Raw genomic sequence first — 15,791 nt, 5'->3', positions numbered from 1 at the left:
GTTCTCTGCGCCGCGTTGCTTGCCGGATGCGCCACGGCAAACTCGATCGCGAATGCCCGGAAGCAGTTGGAGGCAGCGGACAAGGCCGGCGCCAAGTGGTCCGCCCCGCATGAATACTATGCTGCGGAGGAATACCTCAAGAAGGCGGTTCAAGAGGCGGAAGAGGGCAGCCCCCGGAAGGATGTCGACCGGTTCCTGAAGAAGTCGCTGGACTATTCCGCGGTGGCGCTGCAGTCGACCAAGGGAGGTGCGAAATGAGGAACCGTAGACTGACTCTTTTCCTTGCGGTCCTTGTCGCGGCTTTCCTCGTTGCCGGCTGCGCCGGCCAGATGCGCGCGCTCACCCAGGAGGAGAAAGACCGGCTCGACAACATCCAGGGCATGCTCGAGATGGCGGACGGGAAGGGCGCGAAGGAATGCGCCCCGAAGGAATTCGCCGTGGCCAAGGCGGACCTGGACTCGGCCCTGCTTAAATGCACCCAGGAATGGGAGAAGTGCAAGGCGGGCGCGAAGCCCGCGGCGGAGGGGCTGAAGGCCCAGCAGTCCGTCGATGCGTTGTTCAAGAAGCTGCAGGAGTGCGAAGACAGGAAGAAGGTGCCGATCTGCGGTCTGGTGGCCGAACCGGAAACCGTCGCCCCCGGGAAGTGCGCGACGCTGAAGTGGAGCGGGGAGGACGTCGAGATGGTGTATTTCGGCGCGGAGGACCCGAAGAAGAAGGACGGAGAGAAGCTGACCGGTTCCAAGGAAGTGTGCCCGAAGGAAACGACGGATTACAACATGGTCTGCAAGGGCAAGTATTCCACCAATTATGAATCCGTGAGCGTGAAGGTCGAGGGAGGCGGGAAATGAAGAAGCCGTTGTTCGCTTTATTCGCCATTGTTCTCTGCGCCGCGTTGCTTGCCGGGTGCGCCACGGCAAACTCGATCGCGAATGCCCGGAAGCAGTTGGAGGCAGCGGACAAGGCCGGCGCCAAGTGGTCCGCTCCGCATGAATACTATGCTGCGGAGGAATACCTCAAGAAGGCGGTTCAGGAGGCGGAAGAGGGCAGCCCCCGGAAGGATGTCGATCTGTTCCTGAAGAAGTCGCTGGATTATTCCGCGGTGGCCCTGCAGTCGACCAAGGGAGGTGCGAAATGAGGAACCGGAGCCTGATGCTATTCATTGCGGTCCTTGTCGCGACTTCCCTCGTTGCCGGCTGCGGTACCATGCGGACGCTCAAGCAGGATGAAAAAGACCGCCTGGAAAACATCCAGGGCATGCTCGAGATGGCGGACGGGAAGGGCGCGAAGGAATGCGCCCCGAAGGAATTCGCCGTGGCCAAGGCGGACCTGGACAGCGCCCTGCTCGAGTGCACCCAGGGCTGGGAGAAGTGCAACGCGGGAGCGAAACCCGCGGCGGAGGGGCTGAAGGCCCAGCAGTCCGTCGATGCGTTGTTCAAGAAGCTGCAGGAGTGCGAAGACAAGAAGAAGGTGCCGACCTGCGGGCTGGTCGCCGAGCCGGAGACCGTCGCCCCCGGGAAGTGCGCGAAGCTGAAGTGGAGCGGGGAGAACGTCGAGCTGGTGTATTTCGGCGCGGAGGACAAGAAGAAGAAAACCGGCGAGCCTCTGACCGGCTCCAGGGAAGTGTGCCCCAAGGAAACGACGGATTACAACATGGTCTGCTCGGGCAAGTATTCCACCAATTATGAATCCGTGACCGTGAAGGTCGAGGAGCCTCCTCCGCCGCCGCCTCCGCCGGCCCCGGCGCCGCCTCCCATGGCGGCTCCGCCTCCGCCGCCGGCCCCGGCGCCCGCCCCCAAGATGGTCGACAAGATGGCGCTCCGCGTCAACTTCGACACGGGCAAGGCCGTCATCCGGAAATCGGACGAAGCGGAGATGAAGAAGGCGGTCGATTTCCTGAAGAAATATCCCGATGCCAAGATCCACGTCGTCGGCTACACCGACAGCCGCGGCGGCGAGAAGTACAACATAAAGCTGTCCGACCAGCGGGCCGACGCGGTGAAGAAATACCTCATCGCCAACGCCGGAGTGAAGGCCGGCCAGATCACCTCCGAGGGGAAGGGCCCTGCCGATCCGATCGGCGACAACAAGACGAAGGAAGGGCAGGCCATGAACCGGAGAGTGGAGATCCAGATCCTGCAGTAAGGGATCCGGTTTCGCCGGAACGCGGTCGACGCGGCGTTTCCCGGGAGACCGGGGAACGCCGCGTTTTTCTCGAACGCGGTGAATCCCGGCGGCGGAAGGGAGACGAGAGCGATGAACCCGGAATCCTGGGCGGAGGGGGCGCTCCGGCGGCTGGAGCGGATCCTCGACCGCGCGGAGTCGCTTCTCGGAAAGGGGGAGGCCGCGCCGTTCGACCCGACGATCTTCCGGGACCACCTGGCGTTCCGCTGGGAGGCGGACGGAAAGACGGGGCGGATCGTGCCGGTGGAGCACCCGCACCGGGTCGACCTGACGCTGCTGGTCGGAATCGACGGCGCCAAGGCGGAGCTGGTCCGCAACACGGAGCAGTTCGTTTCCGGCGGCGGCGCCAACCACGTATTGCTATGGGGGGAGCGCGGAACGGGGAAGTCCTCCTGCGTCAAAGGGCTGCTGGGCGCGTTCGGGGAACGGGGCTTGAGGATCGTGGAGCTGGCCCGCTGGGACCTCTTCTCCTTCCCGAAGATCGCCGGCCGGCTCCGCGGGCTGCCGTACCGCTTCATCCTCTTCTGCGACGACCTCTCCTTCGACGAGGAGGAGGTGGATTTCCGGGGACTGAAGACGCTTTTGGACGGCGGGGTGGAGGAGCGGCCGGAGAACGTCCTCATCTACGCCACCTCGAACCGGCGCCACCTGATGCCGGAGCGCAGGGTCGAGCTGGGGGCGGAGGAGGAGATCCACCCCGAGGAGGCCGTCTCGGAGAAGCTCTCCCTCTCCGACCGGTTCGGCCTGCAGCTCGGCTTCTTCCGGTTCGACCAGGACACGTACCTCGCTATCGTGGACGAGTACGCGCGGCGCCTGAAGCTGGCGGTCGACCCGGAAACGCTCCGCGCGGACGCGCTGCGCTGGGCGCTTTCCACCGGGTCGCGCAGCGGCAGGACGGCGAAGCAGTTCATCGACGACCTCGCGGGGCGGATCGGGTCGCGCCGGGCCTGATCGCGTGCGGAAACCGCCGCCTGCCGCTACGAGGAGCGTGAGGAATGAGGATGATCCTGTACATCGCCCTGTTCGGCGCCGCGGGATGCCTGTCCCGATACTACCTTTCCGGGTGGGTCTATGACCTGCTGGGGACCGCGATGCCGTACGGCACCTTCGCGGTCAACGTGCTCGGTTCGTTCCTCGTCGGGCTGGTCATGGAGTTTTCGCTGCGCAGCTCCCTCGTATCCCAGGACCTGCGGGTAGGGCTGGCCATCGGGTTCCTCGGAGGATTCACCACGTTTTCCACCTTCAGCTACGAGACGGTCCGCCTTCTCGAAAGCGCCCGGTTCTTCCCGGCGCTGGTGAACGCGCTGTCCAGCGTCGTCGTCTGCCTGGTCTTTACGTTTATCGGGATCGCCGTCGGGCGTTCCCTGTGAAGGGAGGGAGGAGATGACCCGGCTCGTCGGACGGAACGTCCTCATGCGGATTTTCATCGGGGAGGGGGACCGGCACGGGATCCGCCTCCTGTACGAGGCGCTCGTGGAGATGCTGAAAAAGGAGGGATTCGCCGGCGCGACGGTCACCCGCGGCATCACGGGGTACGGCGCGCACAGCGTCTACCACACGGACAAGCTGCTGCGGCTCTCGAGGGACCTGCCCATCGTCATCGAGGTCGTGGACACGAAGGAGAATATCGATCGGGTGATGCCGAAGATCGACGAGATGATGACCGGCGGCCTCATCACGCTGGAGAAGGTCACGGTGATCCGGTACAGCCACAAGCACGAAAAATGATCCGATCAGGAGGATTCCCGATGCGTTCCGACACCATCAAGAAAGGATTCGAGCGCGCTCCCCATCGCAGCCTGCTGAAGGCGTGCGGCGTCACCGACGAGGACATGGGGAAGCCGTTCATCGCCGTGTGCAACTCGTTCGTGGAGATCGTCCCGGGCCACGTCCACCTGAACCGGGTGGGGGAGCACGTGAAGAAGTGCATCCGGGAAGCCGGCGGCGTCCCCTTCGAGTTCAACACCATCGCGGTGGACGACGGGATCGCCATGGGGCACGGCGGAATGCGCCACTCCCTGCCGACGCGGGAGATCATCGCCGACTCCGTGGAGGCGATGGTCAAGGCGCACTGCTTCGACGGGATGATCTGCATCCCCAACTGCGACAAGATCGTTCCCGGGATGCTCATGGCCGCGATGCGGTGCAACATCCCGACGATCTTCGTCTCCGGCGGCCCCATGAAGGCGGGCCGCACGAAGGCCGGCAAGGCGGTCGACCTGATCACCGTCTTCGAGGGGGTGGCGGCGCACAAGCTGGGCAACCTCTCCGCGGAGGGGCTCAAGGAGCTGGAGGACACCGGCTGCCCCGGCTGCGGATCGTGCTCCGGCATGTTCACGGCCAACTCGATGAACTGCCTGTGCGAGGCGCTGGGGATGGCGCTGCCGCGAAGCGGCTCCCTGCTCGCCGTGGATCCGAAACGGCAGGACCTGTACCGGGCCGCCTCGTTCCAGCTCATGGAGCTGGTCCGGATGGACCTTAAACCCCGCGACATCGTCACGCTCGAGGCGCTCGACAACGCCTTCGCGCTCGACATGGCGATGGGCGGATCGACGAACACGATCCTCCACACGCTGGCGATCGCCTACGAGGCGGGGATCCCGTACGATCTGGCGCGGATCGACGCCATCTCCCGGAAGACGCCCACCCTCTGCAAGGTGTCGCCGTCCTCTCCGTACCACATGGAGGACGTGGACCGGGCGGGGGGGATCCCGGCGATCCTCGCCGGGCTGTTCGAGCTGCCGGAGCTGATGCACCGGGGCTGCATCACCGTGACGGGGAAGCCGCTCGAGGGGAACGTGGCGGGGGCGGAGTCGAAGGACCCGGAGGTCATCCGGCCGCTTTCGAACCCGTACAGCGCGCAGGGCGGCCTTTCGATCCTCTACGGCAGCCTCGCCCCGGAGGGGGCGGTGGTCAAGACCGCCGGGGTGGACCCGAAGATGCTGGTCTTCGAAGGGAGCGCGGTGATCTTCGAGTCCCAGGAGGATGCGTGCGAGGGGATCCTGGCGGGGAAGGTCAAGCCGGGCGATTTCGTGGTCAGCCGGTACGAGGGACCCAAGGGCGGCCCGGGGATGCAGGAGATGCTCGCTCCGACGTCGTACATCATGGGGGAGGGGCTGGGGGACAAGGTGGCGATGGTCACCGACGGCCGCTTCTCCGGGGGGACGCGCGGAGCCGTCATCGGGCACGTTTCGCCGGAGGCCGCTGCGGGCGGCCCGATCGGGCTGGTGAAGGCCGGCGACCGGATCCGGCTCGACATCCCGGGGCGGACGCTGGAGCTCCTGGTCTCCGATGCGGAACTGGCCGAACGGCGCGCGAAATGGCAGCCGCTGAAGAAGCCGGCCCCCGTCGGATGCCTCGGTAAATACGCCTCCATGGCCACCAGCGCCAGCACCGGCGCGGTCCTGAAATGGTAGAATGATCCGTTCATTCAGGATCTTGGAAGGAGCCCGTCAGCACTGATGGACCTGTTCCAGAAACCGGTGTATCCCCGCGCCATCCAGGACGAGATGCGCCAGAGCTACCTCGATTACGCGATGAGCGTGATCGTGGGGCGCGCGCTTCCCGACGTCCGGGACGGCCTCAAGCCCGTGCAGCGCCGCATCCTCTTCGCGATGCACGAGCTGGGGAACGAATTCGGCAAGCCGTACAAGAAGTCCGCGCGCATCGTCGGCGACGTCATCGGCAAGTACCATCCGCACGGCGACAACGCCGTCTACGACGCCCTCGTGCGCATGGTGCAGGACTTTTCCCTCCGGTACCCGCTGGTCGACGGGCAGGGGAACTTCGGCTCGGTCGACGGCGACTCGGCGGCCGCGATGCGGTACACCGAGGTCCGGATGGCCAAGGTCGCGGGGGAGCTGCTCTCCGATCTCGACAAGGAAACCGTCGAAACGGTGCCGAATTACGACGGCTCGCTGCAGGAGCCGCGCGTCCTCCCATCGCGCATCCCGAACCTGCTGGTCAACGGCAGCGCGGGGATCGCCGTCGGCATGGCCACATCCATCCCGCCGCACAATCTCGGCGAGGTGGTGAGCGCCCTGCTCGCGCTGATCGGCGATCCCGAAATCGCCATCGACGGCCTGATGGACCATATCCCGGCGCCCGATTTCCCCACGGGCGGGATCCTCTACGGCCTCGAGGGCGTGCGCGATGCCTACCGGACCGGCCGCGGCTCCGTGCAGATCCGCGCGCGGGCGTTCATCGAGAAGGCGAAGAAGGGCGACCGCGAGTCGATCGTCATCACGGAGATCCCGTACCAGGTCAACAAGGCGCGGCTCATCGAGCGGATCGCGGAGCTGGTGCGCGACAAGGAGCTAGAAGAGGTATCGGACATCCGAGACGAGTCCGACCGCGACGGCATGCGCGTGGTCGTCGAGCTGAAGAAGGACGCCGTGGCCGAGGTCGTCCTGAACAACCTCTACAAGTCGACGCAGATGCAGGTCTCCTTCGGCGTGCAGCTCCTGGCCATCGTACAGAACCGGCCGCGGACGATGAACCTGAAGGAGCTCCTCGAGGAGTTTCTTGCGTTCCGGAAGGAGGTCGTCACCCGGCGGACCCTCTTCCTGCTGCGGAAGGCGGAGGCGCGGGAGCACATCCTCGAGGGGTACAAGATCGCCCTCGATCACATCGACGCGATCATCAAGCTGATCCGGGCGTCGAAGGACCAGAAGGAGGCGAAGGACGGGCTGATGACGAAGTTCCGCCTGTCGGAGATCCAGGCGCAGGCGATCCTCGACATGCAGCTTCGCCGTCTCACGGGGCTCGAGCGGGAAAAGATCCTGCAGGAGCTCAAGGAGGTGCGCGAGGAGATCGCGCGGCTCAAGAAGATCCTCGCCGAGGAGTCGGAGCTGCTGCGCGTCATCGCCGAGGAGTTCCGCCAGATCCGCGAGGCCTACGGCGACGCGCGCCGCTCCGAGATCCAGCGGGAAACGAAGGACCTGCGGCTCGAGGACCTGATCGTGGACGAGGAGATGGTGGTCACCGTCTCCCACTCCGGCTACATCAAGCGGAACCCGATCAGCCTCTACCGGACGCAGCGGCGCGGCGGGCGCGGGAAGGTCGGCATGGGGACCAAGGAGGAGGATTTCGTCTCCATGCTCTTCATCGCCTCGATGCACACCTACGTCCTGTTCTTCTCCGACCAGGGGAAGGTGTACTGGCTCAAGGTCCACGAGCTGCCCGAGGCGGGGCGCGCATCCAAGGGGCGCGCGGTCGTGAACCTGCTGTCGCTGTCGCCGGGCGAGTCGATCTCCTCGATCCTGCCGGTGCGGGAATTCGAGGAGGGGAAATTCATCGTCACCGCCACCGCGCAGGGAACCATCAAGAAGACGGAGCTGATGGAGTATTCCCGGCCGCGGTCGGGCGGCATCATCGCCATGGGACTGAACGAGGGGGACCGCCTGATCGCCACGGCGATCACCACGGGGAACGAGGAGGTGTTCCTCTCCACCCGGCAGGGGATGTCGATCCGCTTCCACGAGGAGGACGTCCGCCCGATGGGCCGCTCCGCGGTAGGCGTGCGCGGGATCGACCTCGAGGAGGGCGACGTGGTCGTGGGGATGGACATCCTTCGGCCTCAGGGGACGATGCTGACCGTCACCGAAAAGGGGTACGGGAAGCGGACCGACGTGGAGGAGTACCGGAAGCAGTCGCGCGGCGGAAAGGGCGTGATCACCCTCAAGGTGACGGAGAAGACGGGGCCGGTGACCGGGGTGTGCCAGGTGCTCGACACGGACGACGTGATGCTGGTCACCGACGGCGGGAAGATCATCCGCATGGCGGTGGGGGAGATCCGTGTGATCGGCCGGAACACCCAGGGAGTGCGGCTCATCGGGCTGGAGGAGAAAGAGCGCGTTTCCTCGATCGCCCGGCTGGCGGAGAAGGAAGAGTGAGCGATGCCCCGCGGCGGGACCGGGAGGCGGCTTAGCCTCCTTCTGGTCTGCGCGCTCCTCCTCGCGGCGGGCTGCGCGGACCTTGCGGGGGAGCGGTACGAGCGGGCGGAGAAGGAGCTGCTCGCCCGGCGGATGGAGTCCGCCCTCGAGGGCTTCCGCGCGACGGCGCGGGAGCATCCCCAGTCGCGGCACGCCCCCGCCGCCCTGATGCGCCAGGGAGACATCTACGGCGCCTACTTCCGGAACTTTCCCGCGGCGCTCGAAGCGTACGATTCCCTCGTGTTCAATTACCCGAGGGCGGCCGAGGTCCCGCCGGCGCTGTTGCGCAGCGCGGAGATCCATCTCCTGCAATACATGGACGGGGCGGCGGCGGCCGGAAACCTCGAGCGGATCCGGAGGGAGTTCCCGGGGTTCGAGCGGATGGACGAGGCGCTTTTCCTGCTGGCGCACGCCTACGGCGCCGCGGGGGAGGTCGACCGGCAGACCGCGGTCCTGGCCGAGCTGGTCGAGCGGCATCCGCGGTCGAACCGGGCGCTCGAGGGGCGGTGGATGCTGGCGCACGCTTTCCAGGGGCAGCGCAGGTACGCCGACGCGGAGCGGGAGTTCCGCAAGCTGCTGTTCCTCGCCCCGGACCGGAAGACGGCGGTCCGTGCCCGCTGGGGGGTGGCACAGTCCCTCGAAGGGATGGGCGACCTTCCGGGGGCGATCGCGCAGTACGAGGCGTTGAGGAACGACTGGCACGATCCGCGGTACGTGGCGGAAAAGCTCCAGCGGCTGAAAGCCCGCGCCGGGGCGCCGGAGCGGGGGAAGGAGAGAGGAAACCGGTGAACGGGGAGCGGAAGGAAACGATCGCCGTCATAGGGGGCGGGTCGTGGGGCACCGCCTTCTCGGCCATGCTGGCGGGGCGGCACGAAGGCGTCGTCCTCTGGGCGTATGAAAAGGAAGTCTGCGATTCCCTGGAACGGTACGGGGAGAACCGCCTTTTCCTCCCCGGCATCCATGTGCCGGACGGGGTCCATCCGACGAACGACCTCGAGGAGGCGGTCTCCGGGAAATCCATCGTGGCGTTCGCCGTGCCTTCCCACCACCTGCGCGGCGTGGCGGGGAAGGCGGCGCCGCACCTTTCCCCGGGCGCGTGCCTCGTCTCCCTGGCGAAGGGGGTGGAGAACGGGACGCTGTGCCGGATGACCGAGGTGATGGCCGAAGTGTCGCCCGCGCACGCTCCCCGCGTGGCGGCCCTTTCGGGCCCGACTTTCGCCCTCGAGGTGGCGCAGGGGAAGCCGACGGGGGCCACGGTGGCCGCGCGGGACCTCGCCGTCGCCCGGCGGCTGCAGGAGGCGCTGTGCGGGCCGCGCTTCCGCATCTACGCCGACGACGACGTCGTCGGGATCGAGATCGGCGGGGCGCTGAAGAACGTGATGGCGATCGCGGCGGGGATCTGCGACGGCATGGGGTTCGGGCACAACGCCCGCGCCCTCCTCATCTCCCGGGGGCTGGCGGAGATCACCCGGCTGGGGGTGCACCTCGGCGCGCACCCGCAGACCTTCTCGGGGCTGTCCGGCATGGGGGACCTGGTGCTCACCTGCACCGGCGATCTCTCCCGCAACCGCACCGTGGGGACGCGGGTGGGGCGCGGGGAGCCGGTCGAAGAGATCCTCGGGGGGATGACGATGGTGGCCGAGGGGGTCCGGACCGCCCGGTCCGCGGTGGAGCTGTCCCGCCGCACGGGCGTTTCCATGCCCATCTCGGAGCAGGTGTTCCGCATCCTACATGAAGGAAAGGGCGCCGGCGAGGCGGTGGCCGAGCTGTTCGCGAGGGCGCTGAAGCGGGAGAAGGAGTAGCGCCGGAGGAATCGAAATGGACGAAACCGCGCTGAAATACGAGATCCGCAAGCTTCTCAAGAAAAGGAACGCAGTCCTTCTGGCGCACAATTACCAGCGGGACGAGGTGCAGGAGATCGCGGACATCACGGGCGACTCCCTGGGGCTCTCCATGGAGGCGGCGAACACGCAGGCCGACGTGATCGTCTTCTGCGGCGTCCACTTCATGGCGGAGAGCGCCTCGATCCTGTCCCCGGACAAGACCGTCCTGCTCCCCCGGGAAGAGGCGGGCTGCCCGATGGCGGACATGATCACCGGCGACGACCTGGTGAGGTACCGGAGGGAGCGCCCCGAGGCCGTCGTCGTTACATATGTCAACTCGTCGGCGGAGGTGAAGGCGCTCTCGGACATCTGCTGCACGTCCGGCAACGCCGTGAACGTCGTCCGGTCGATCCCGGCGGGGAAGGAGATCTTCATGGTCCCCGACCGGAACCTGGCGCACTACGTCCGCAAGGCGTCGGGCCGGGAGATTTCCTGGTGGGACGGCTATTGCCCCACCCACGACCGGCTGACCTTGGAGGCGGTGGAGGAGGCGCGGAAGGCGCACCCCCACGCGGTCCTCGTCGTCCATCCCGAGTGCCCGCCGGAGGTCGTGGAGAAGGCCGACGCGGTACTTTCCACCTCGGGGATGCACGGGTATTGCCACCGCTCCCCTGCGCGGGAATTCATCATCGGCACGGAGCGGGGGATCCTGTACGGACTGCAGAAAGAGAATCCCGGGAAGCGGTTCCACATCGCCTCCCCGCGTCTGATCTGCCCCAACATGAAGCTCATCGCCCTGGAGGACGTCCGGGAGGCGCTCATTTCGATGTCCCCGGAGATCCGGGTACCGGAGGACGTGCGCCTCCGGGCGAAGTCGGCGCTCGACGCGATGCTGGCCGTACCGCGGGATGCGGCGTGAGCCGCAGCCCGGCGGAGTAGAGGGGGACATACGGTAGAGGGGGACATTCTTGATCTTATTGGGGATGAAGGGGAAGAGTGTCCCCCGCCAGTGTGCAGGTGTGTCCCCCCCCAGCTGATATGATCACGCTTTCCCTCGAACACGTCGCGCTCGCCCTGGCGAAGGGCGGGGCGCCGCCCTGCGTCCAGTGGATGCGCGTGCCGCCCGGCGCCCGCGCGTTCCTCGCCGCGCGCCTGTTCTCCCGTCTCTCCCGCACGGTCCTGTTCCTGTGCCCGGACGGGAAGGAGGCGGAGGAGTCGGCAAGGGAGCTTGCGGCCTGGCTGGGGCCCGGCGCCGTGTTCCCTTTCCCGTCCGTCGAGGTGGAGCCGTACGAGCCGATCTCCCCTTACCTCCCCGCGGTCCACGACCGGATGCGGGCGCTGCACCGGATCCTGTCGGGTCCCCCCGCCGTGGTGGTGGCGTCGGCGGAGGCGGCGGTCGAGAAAACCGTCCCGCCGGAGATCTTCCTCGAAGCGGTGGAGACGGTCGCGCCGGGGGCGCGGATCGACGTGGAGTCCTTCTCCGCGAAGCTCGTATCCGTCGGATACGCCCGGCTCCCCGCGGTGTCGGATCCCGGCGATTTCGCCGTGCGCGGCGGGATCGTCGACGTGTACAGCCCCGCGCACCCGCTGCCGGCGCGGCTCCTGCTGGACGACGACCGGGTGGAATCGGTCCGGTGGTTCCACCCGCAGACGCAGCGCACGATCGCCGCGGGGGCGCGCGCCGACGGGGAGCCCGACCGGCTGACCGTCCTCCCCTGCTCCCAGGTGTTCACCCGGGACGAGTTCCTCGCCTCCGCGGCCGCGGGGCGGGAAGGGCTCCCCTGGGCCGGGACGATCCGGCAGGGGATCCGCTTCCACGGGGTGGAAGCGCTCCTTCCACGGCTCTACGGCCGCGCCGCTTCGGTTTTCACCTACCTGCCCGCGGCTTCCGTCGCGATCGCGGCGGACACCGTCGCGTGCCTCGCCGCCGTCCGCAACTTCTTCGCGGAAGCGCTGGAGAACTGGACGCTGGCCGGGGAGGAGGCCGGCTTCCCGCGCCCCGAGGAGCTGTTCGTTCCGGAAACGGAATGGCTGGAATCGCTCTCCGGCGTCCCGCTCCTGGCATTCGACCGGATCGAGACGCCTCCCTTCCGGCGGCCGGATCCGCTGCGGGGGGACGCCGCGGTGGAGGGGAACGAGGACATCCGCAGGATCACCGCCTCCTCGCCTTCCGAGGGGCTGCTTTATCCTCTTGCCTCCGAGGCAAGGGAATGGTGGAAGCGGGGGGAGACGTTCGTCGTCAGCTCCCTCTCGCCTTCCCACGTGGACCGGATGGAGGACCTTCTCTCGCGGTACGCCCTCCCGGTCACCCGGGTCGACTCGCTCCGGGAGGCCGCCGGTCGCGACCGGGGGGTGTTCCTGTGCGCGTCGGAGGTGACGCGGGGATTCCGCGCGCCGGAACTCGGCGTCGCCGTGGTCACGGAGACCGAGATCTTCGGGGAGAAGACCCGTGCGCGGCGTTCCCGGCCGGAAGGCCTCGCCGTACCCGAGGAGTTCTCCCTGGCCGACCTGCGGGTGAACGACCCGGCGGTGCACGTGGACCACGGCATCGGGATCTACCGGGGGCTGCTGCGCCGGAAGGCGGCCGGGACGGAGGGCGATTTCCTCGTCCTCGAGTACGCGGGGGGCGACCGCCTCTTCGTCCCCGTGGAGAAGATGTCGCGCGTGCAGCGGTACGTGGCCTCCGGCGAGGGCGGGGCGCGGATCTCGAAGCTGGGCGGCACCGCGTGGCAGCGCGCCCGCAGGAAGGTCCGCGACGAGCTGCTGGCCATGGCGCAGGAGCTGATCGACCTGCAGGCGAAGCGGCAGGTCGCGGAGAAGGCGCCCGCCTCCCCGCCCGACGCCGTCTTCCGGGAGTTCGAGGCCGCCTTCCCGTTCGAGGAGACGCCGGACCAGGAGGAGGCGATCCGCGCGGTGCTCGCGGACCTCTCCTCCGGGACGCCGATGGACCGGCTGGTGTGCGGCGACGTGGGGTACGGCAAGACGGAAGTGGCGATCCGCGCCGCGTTCAAGACGGTCATGGACGGGCGGCAGGCGGCGATCCTCGTCCCCACCACGGTGCTCGCGGAGCAGCATCAGCAGACCTTCTGCCGCCGGCTGGCGGGATATCCCGTGCGGGTGGAGAATCTCTCCCGCTTCCGGAACCGGAAGGAGCAGGCGGAGGTGGCGAAGGGGCTGGCCGCGGGCACGGTGGACATCGTCATCGGGACGCACCGGCTGCTGCAGAAGGACATCCGGTTCAAGGACCTCGGGCTGGTCGTGATCGACGAGGAGCAGCGGTTCGGCGTCGCCCACAAGGAGAAGCTTAAAAAACTGCGCGCGACGGTGGACGTGCTGACCCTTTCCGCCACGCCGATCCCGCGCACGCTCCACATGGCGTTCTCGGGCTTGAGGGATGTCAGCCTCATCGCCACGCCGCCCGAGGACCGGCTCTCCATCCGGACGTTCGTCGTCCCCTTCTCGGAGGAGACGATCCGGGAGGCGGTGGAGCGGGAGATCCGCCGCGGCGGGCAGGTCTTCTTCGTCCACAACCGGGTGCAGACGCTCCCGTCGATGGAGCGGTTCCTGCGCGGGATCCTCCCATCGGCAAGGATCGCCGTGGGGCACGGGCAGATGGAGGAGGAGAAGCTCTCCCGCGCGATGGACGATTTCTCGGCCCGGCGCGCGGACATCCTCCTGTGCACCGCCATCATCGAGGCGGGGCTGGACCTGCCCAACGCGAACACCATCCTGGTCAACCACGCGCACCGGTTCGGGCTGTCGCAGCTCTACCAGCTCCGGGGGCGCGTCGGGAGGGACCGTCACCGGGCGTATGCCTATTTCCTCGTTCCGAAGGACGTCTCTCTCACGAAGGACGCCATGAAGCGGCTGGCGGTGCTGGAGGAGCTCACCGAGCTGGGCTCGGGTTTCCGGATCGCCTCCCACGACCTCGAGATCCGGGGGGCGGGGAACCTGCTGGGGAAGGACCAGTCCGGCCAGATCCACCAGGTGGGGTACGAGCTGTACACGCAGCTCCTCGCCGAGGCGGTCGCGGAGATCTCGGGGAAGGCGGCTGCCGGGGAGGAGGAGCCCGAGCTGGAGCTGCGGATTCCGGCGTTCCTCCCCGACGACTACATCCCGGAGGCCGGCGTGCGGCTGGAGTTCTACCGGAAGCTTTCCCTGTCGCGGACCGTGGACGCGGCCGACGAGATCGAGATGGAGCTGCTGGACCGCTTCGGGCGGCTCCCCCAGCCGGCCCGCGCGCTGTGCGACCTGGCGCGGCTGCGCGCCGCGATGCGCGAGGCGGGGGTGGCGGAGCTGAAGCGGGGCGACGGCGCGCTGTTCCTGTCGCTGTCCCCCCATTCGGCCTTCGACCGGAGTAAACTGGTCGAATGGATTACGAAGGAACGGAGGACCTTCTCCTTCCTGAAGGGGGAGGTCCTGTCGATGCGCCTTCCGGGGGAAGCGCCCGCGGAGGTGCTTTCCGCGGCGAAAATCCTGTTGAACCGCTTCGGTGCGGGAACTAACATATGAAATTCACCGGGGGAGGCTGCCAATGCGTAAAGTGCTGATTCTCGGCATGGTTTGCGCGGTCGTGCTGTCGGCGTGCGGCGATGTCCCCGGGCGGGGGAAGCAGGGGAAGGTCCTCGCGCTGGTCGACGGGGACGCGATCACCGAGGAGATGCTCCTCAAGGAGGTCGAGGGGCTTCCTCCCTACGTGCGTCCGATCCTCGACACGCCCGCGGGACGGGCGCGGTTCCTGGACAGCGTCATCACCCGGGACCTGCTGATGCGGGAGGCGCTGCGGCGCGGCCTCGACCGCCGCCCCGACGTGGCCAGCCAGATCTCGATGAAGCGCAAGTCGATCCTCCTCGAGGCGCTTCTGAGGGACGTGGCCGCGACGGCGCCCGGCCTGTCCGACGAGGCGCTGCGGAAGCTCTACGATTCCTCCCGGGAGCAGTTCCGCGTCGGCCCGACGGTGAAGGTGAGCCACATGCTCTTCCGGGACCGGAGGCGGGCGGAGGAGATGCTCCGTCGGGTGAAGGAAGGCGAGCCGTTCGAGGCGCTGATGAAGGAGATCGGCGCCATGGAGGGGGAGGTCGCCGCGGACCTGGGGGACATCGAGCGCGGAAACTTCGTCAAGGAGTTCGAGGATGCCGCCTTCGGGGCCCCCGCCGGCGGGGTCGTGGGGCCCGTGAAGACGACCTACGGCCACCACCTGATCAAGGTGTACTCGAAAAAGCCCGCGGGCGTCCGCAGCTTCGAGGAGGTGAAGCCGCAGCTTCTCGCGGAGCAGCGGGAGATGGCGCAGCGCGAGGCTTTCGAATCGCTCGTCGCCGGCCTCAGGAAGTCGTCGAGCATCCGCATCCTGTCCGATGCGGGGCAAGGGGGGAAGGGAGCGCCGGCGCCGCAGGCGCCCGGGAAATGACCTTCCGGCTTCCCGCGGCGTGGGCCGCGGCGCTCGCCGTTCTCGCCGCGGTGGCCGGATCCTGCGCGCGGGAGGCTCCCGGGCGGTCCGACGCGGAGATCGTGGTCGCCGAGGTGGACAACGTCTCCGTCTCCCTTCGGGACGTGAAGGCCGAGATCCTGTCGGCGCGCGGCTATTCGCCGGCCCTGGAGGAGCGGGGGGCCGACCGGGCCGAGGTGTCCGAGGCGATCCGGGCGCTGGTCGAGCGGAACGTCGTCCTGCGGGAGGGCGCCCGCCGCGGGATCACGGTCCCCTTCGCCGCCCTCGAGGAAGAGGTGACGCGGTACCGGGCCGACTTCCCCGAGGGGGGGCTGGAAAAGGCGCTGGTCCAGGTGGGAATGAGCGCGCAGGAATGGCGGGAGCGGGTGCGGGGCTCGCTCCTCTACCGGAGATCGGCCGACGCCATCG

At 67.8% G+C, this 15,791-nt stretch carries 15 protein-coding genes; all 15 read left to right on the top strand.

Annotated elements, in window-relative coordinates:
- Window positions 1–258 (top strand): DUF4398 domain-containing protein (locus tag AB1346_12520; GenBank protein ID MEW6721267.1); only part of this gene is annotated, 258 nt, incomplete at its 5' end.
- Complete coding sequence (locus tag AB1346_12515; protein ID MEW6721266.1) at window positions 255–848, top strand: hypothetical protein; 594 nt, start codon at window positions 255–257, stop codon at window positions 846–848. The genes AB1346_12520 and AB1346_12515, both read left to right, overlap by 4 nt.
- A complete protein-coding gene (locus AB1346_12510; GenBank protein MEW6721265.1) occupies window positions 845–1,135 on the top strand; it encodes a hypothetical protein in 291 nt (96 codons plus the stop codon). The genes AB1346_12515 and AB1346_12510 overlap by 4 nt, the downstream gene beginning before the upstream one ends.
- A complete protein-coding gene (locus AB1346_12505) occupies window positions 1,132–2,142 on the top strand; it encodes an OmpA family protein (protein ID MEW6721264.1) in 1,011 nt (336 codons plus the stop codon). The genes AB1346_12510 and AB1346_12505 overlap by 4 nt, the downstream gene beginning before the upstream one ends.
- Before the next feature lie 111 nt (window positions 2,143–2,253).
- Entirely contained in the window at window positions 2,254–3,132 is an 879-nt protein-coding gene (locus AB1346_12500; protein MEW6721263.1) for an ATP-binding protein, read from the top strand.
- A gap of 44 nt (window positions 3,133–3,176) precedes the next feature.
- Window positions 3,177–3,551 carry a fluoride efflux transporter CrcB gene (gene crcB / locus AB1346_12495; GenBank protein MEW6721262.1) on the top strand — a complete coding sequence of 125 codons (375 nt, stop codon included), beginning with the start codon at window positions 3,177–3,179 and terminating at the stop codon, window positions 3,549–3,551.
- Window positions 3,552–3,564: 13 nt separating this feature from the next.
- Entirely contained in the window at window positions 3,565–3,909 is a 345-nt protein-coding gene (locus tag AB1346_12490) for a DUF190 domain-containing protein (GenBank protein MEW6721261.1), read from the top strand.
- Window positions 3,910–3,929: 20 nt separating this feature from the next.
- The gene (gene ilvD, locus AB1346_12485) at window positions 3,930–5,597 is read left to right on the top strand and encodes a dihydroxy-acid dehydratase (protein ID MEW6721260.1); all 1,668 of its coding nucleotides are present in this window, start codon (window positions 3,930–3,932) and stop codon (window positions 5,595–5,597) included.
- A 45-nt stretch (window positions 5,598–5,642) separates the two neighbouring features.
- Window positions 5,643–8,075: a DNA gyrase subunit A gene (gene gyrA / locus AB1346_12480; protein ID MEW6721259.1), complete on the top strand. Its 2,433-nt coding sequence runs from the start codon at window positions 5,643–5,645 to the stop codon at window positions 8,073–8,075.
- A gap of 3 nt (window positions 8,076–8,078) precedes the next feature.
- Window positions 8,079–8,903: a tetratricopeptide repeat protein gene (locus AB1346_12475; protein ID MEW6721258.1), complete on the top strand. Its 825-nt coding sequence runs from the start codon at window positions 8,079–8,081 to the stop codon at window positions 8,901–8,903.
- Entirely contained in the window at window positions 8,900–9,916 is a 1,017-nt protein-coding gene (locus AB1346_12470; protein ID MEW6721257.1) for an NAD(P)H-dependent glycerol-3-phosphate dehydrogenase, read from the top strand. The genes AB1346_12475 and AB1346_12470 overlap by 4 nt, the downstream gene beginning before the upstream one ends.
- 16 nt (window positions 9,917–9,932) lie before the next feature.
- Window positions 9,933–10,856 carry a quinolinate synthase NadA gene (nadA, locus tag AB1346_12465; GenBank protein MEW6721256.1) on the top strand — a complete coding sequence of 308 codons (924 nt, stop codon included), beginning with the start codon at window positions 9,933–9,935 and terminating at the stop codon, window positions 10,854–10,856.
- 119 nt (window positions 10,857–10,975) lie between these two features.
- Complete coding sequence (gene mfd, locus AB1346_12460) at window positions 10,976–14,449, top strand: transcription-repair coupling factor (GenBank protein MEW6721255.1); 3,474 nt, start codon at window positions 10,976–10,978, stop codon at window positions 14,447–14,449.
- 22 nt (window positions 14,450–14,471) lie between these two features.
- On the top strand, window positions 14,472–15,344 hold the full coding sequence (locus tag AB1346_12455; GenBank protein MEW6721254.1) for a peptidyl-prolyl cis-trans isomerase: 873 nt from the start codon (window positions 14,472–14,474) through the stop codon (window positions 15,342–15,344).
- Window positions 15,341–15,791 (top strand): hypothetical protein (locus tag AB1346_12450; protein MEW6721253.1); only part of this gene is annotated, 451 nt, incomplete at its 3' end. The genes AB1346_12455 and AB1346_12450, both read left to right, overlap by 4 nt.

This window comes from Thermodesulfobacteriota bacterium, from assembly GCA_040758155.1.
Taxonomy (GTDB): Bacteria; Desulfobacterota; Deferrimicrobia; order Deferrimicrobiales; family Deferrimicrobiaceae; genus UBA2219.
The sequence above is the reverse complement of the archived record's forward strand: the minus strand, read 5'-3'. Positions and strand labels throughout refer to the sequence as shown.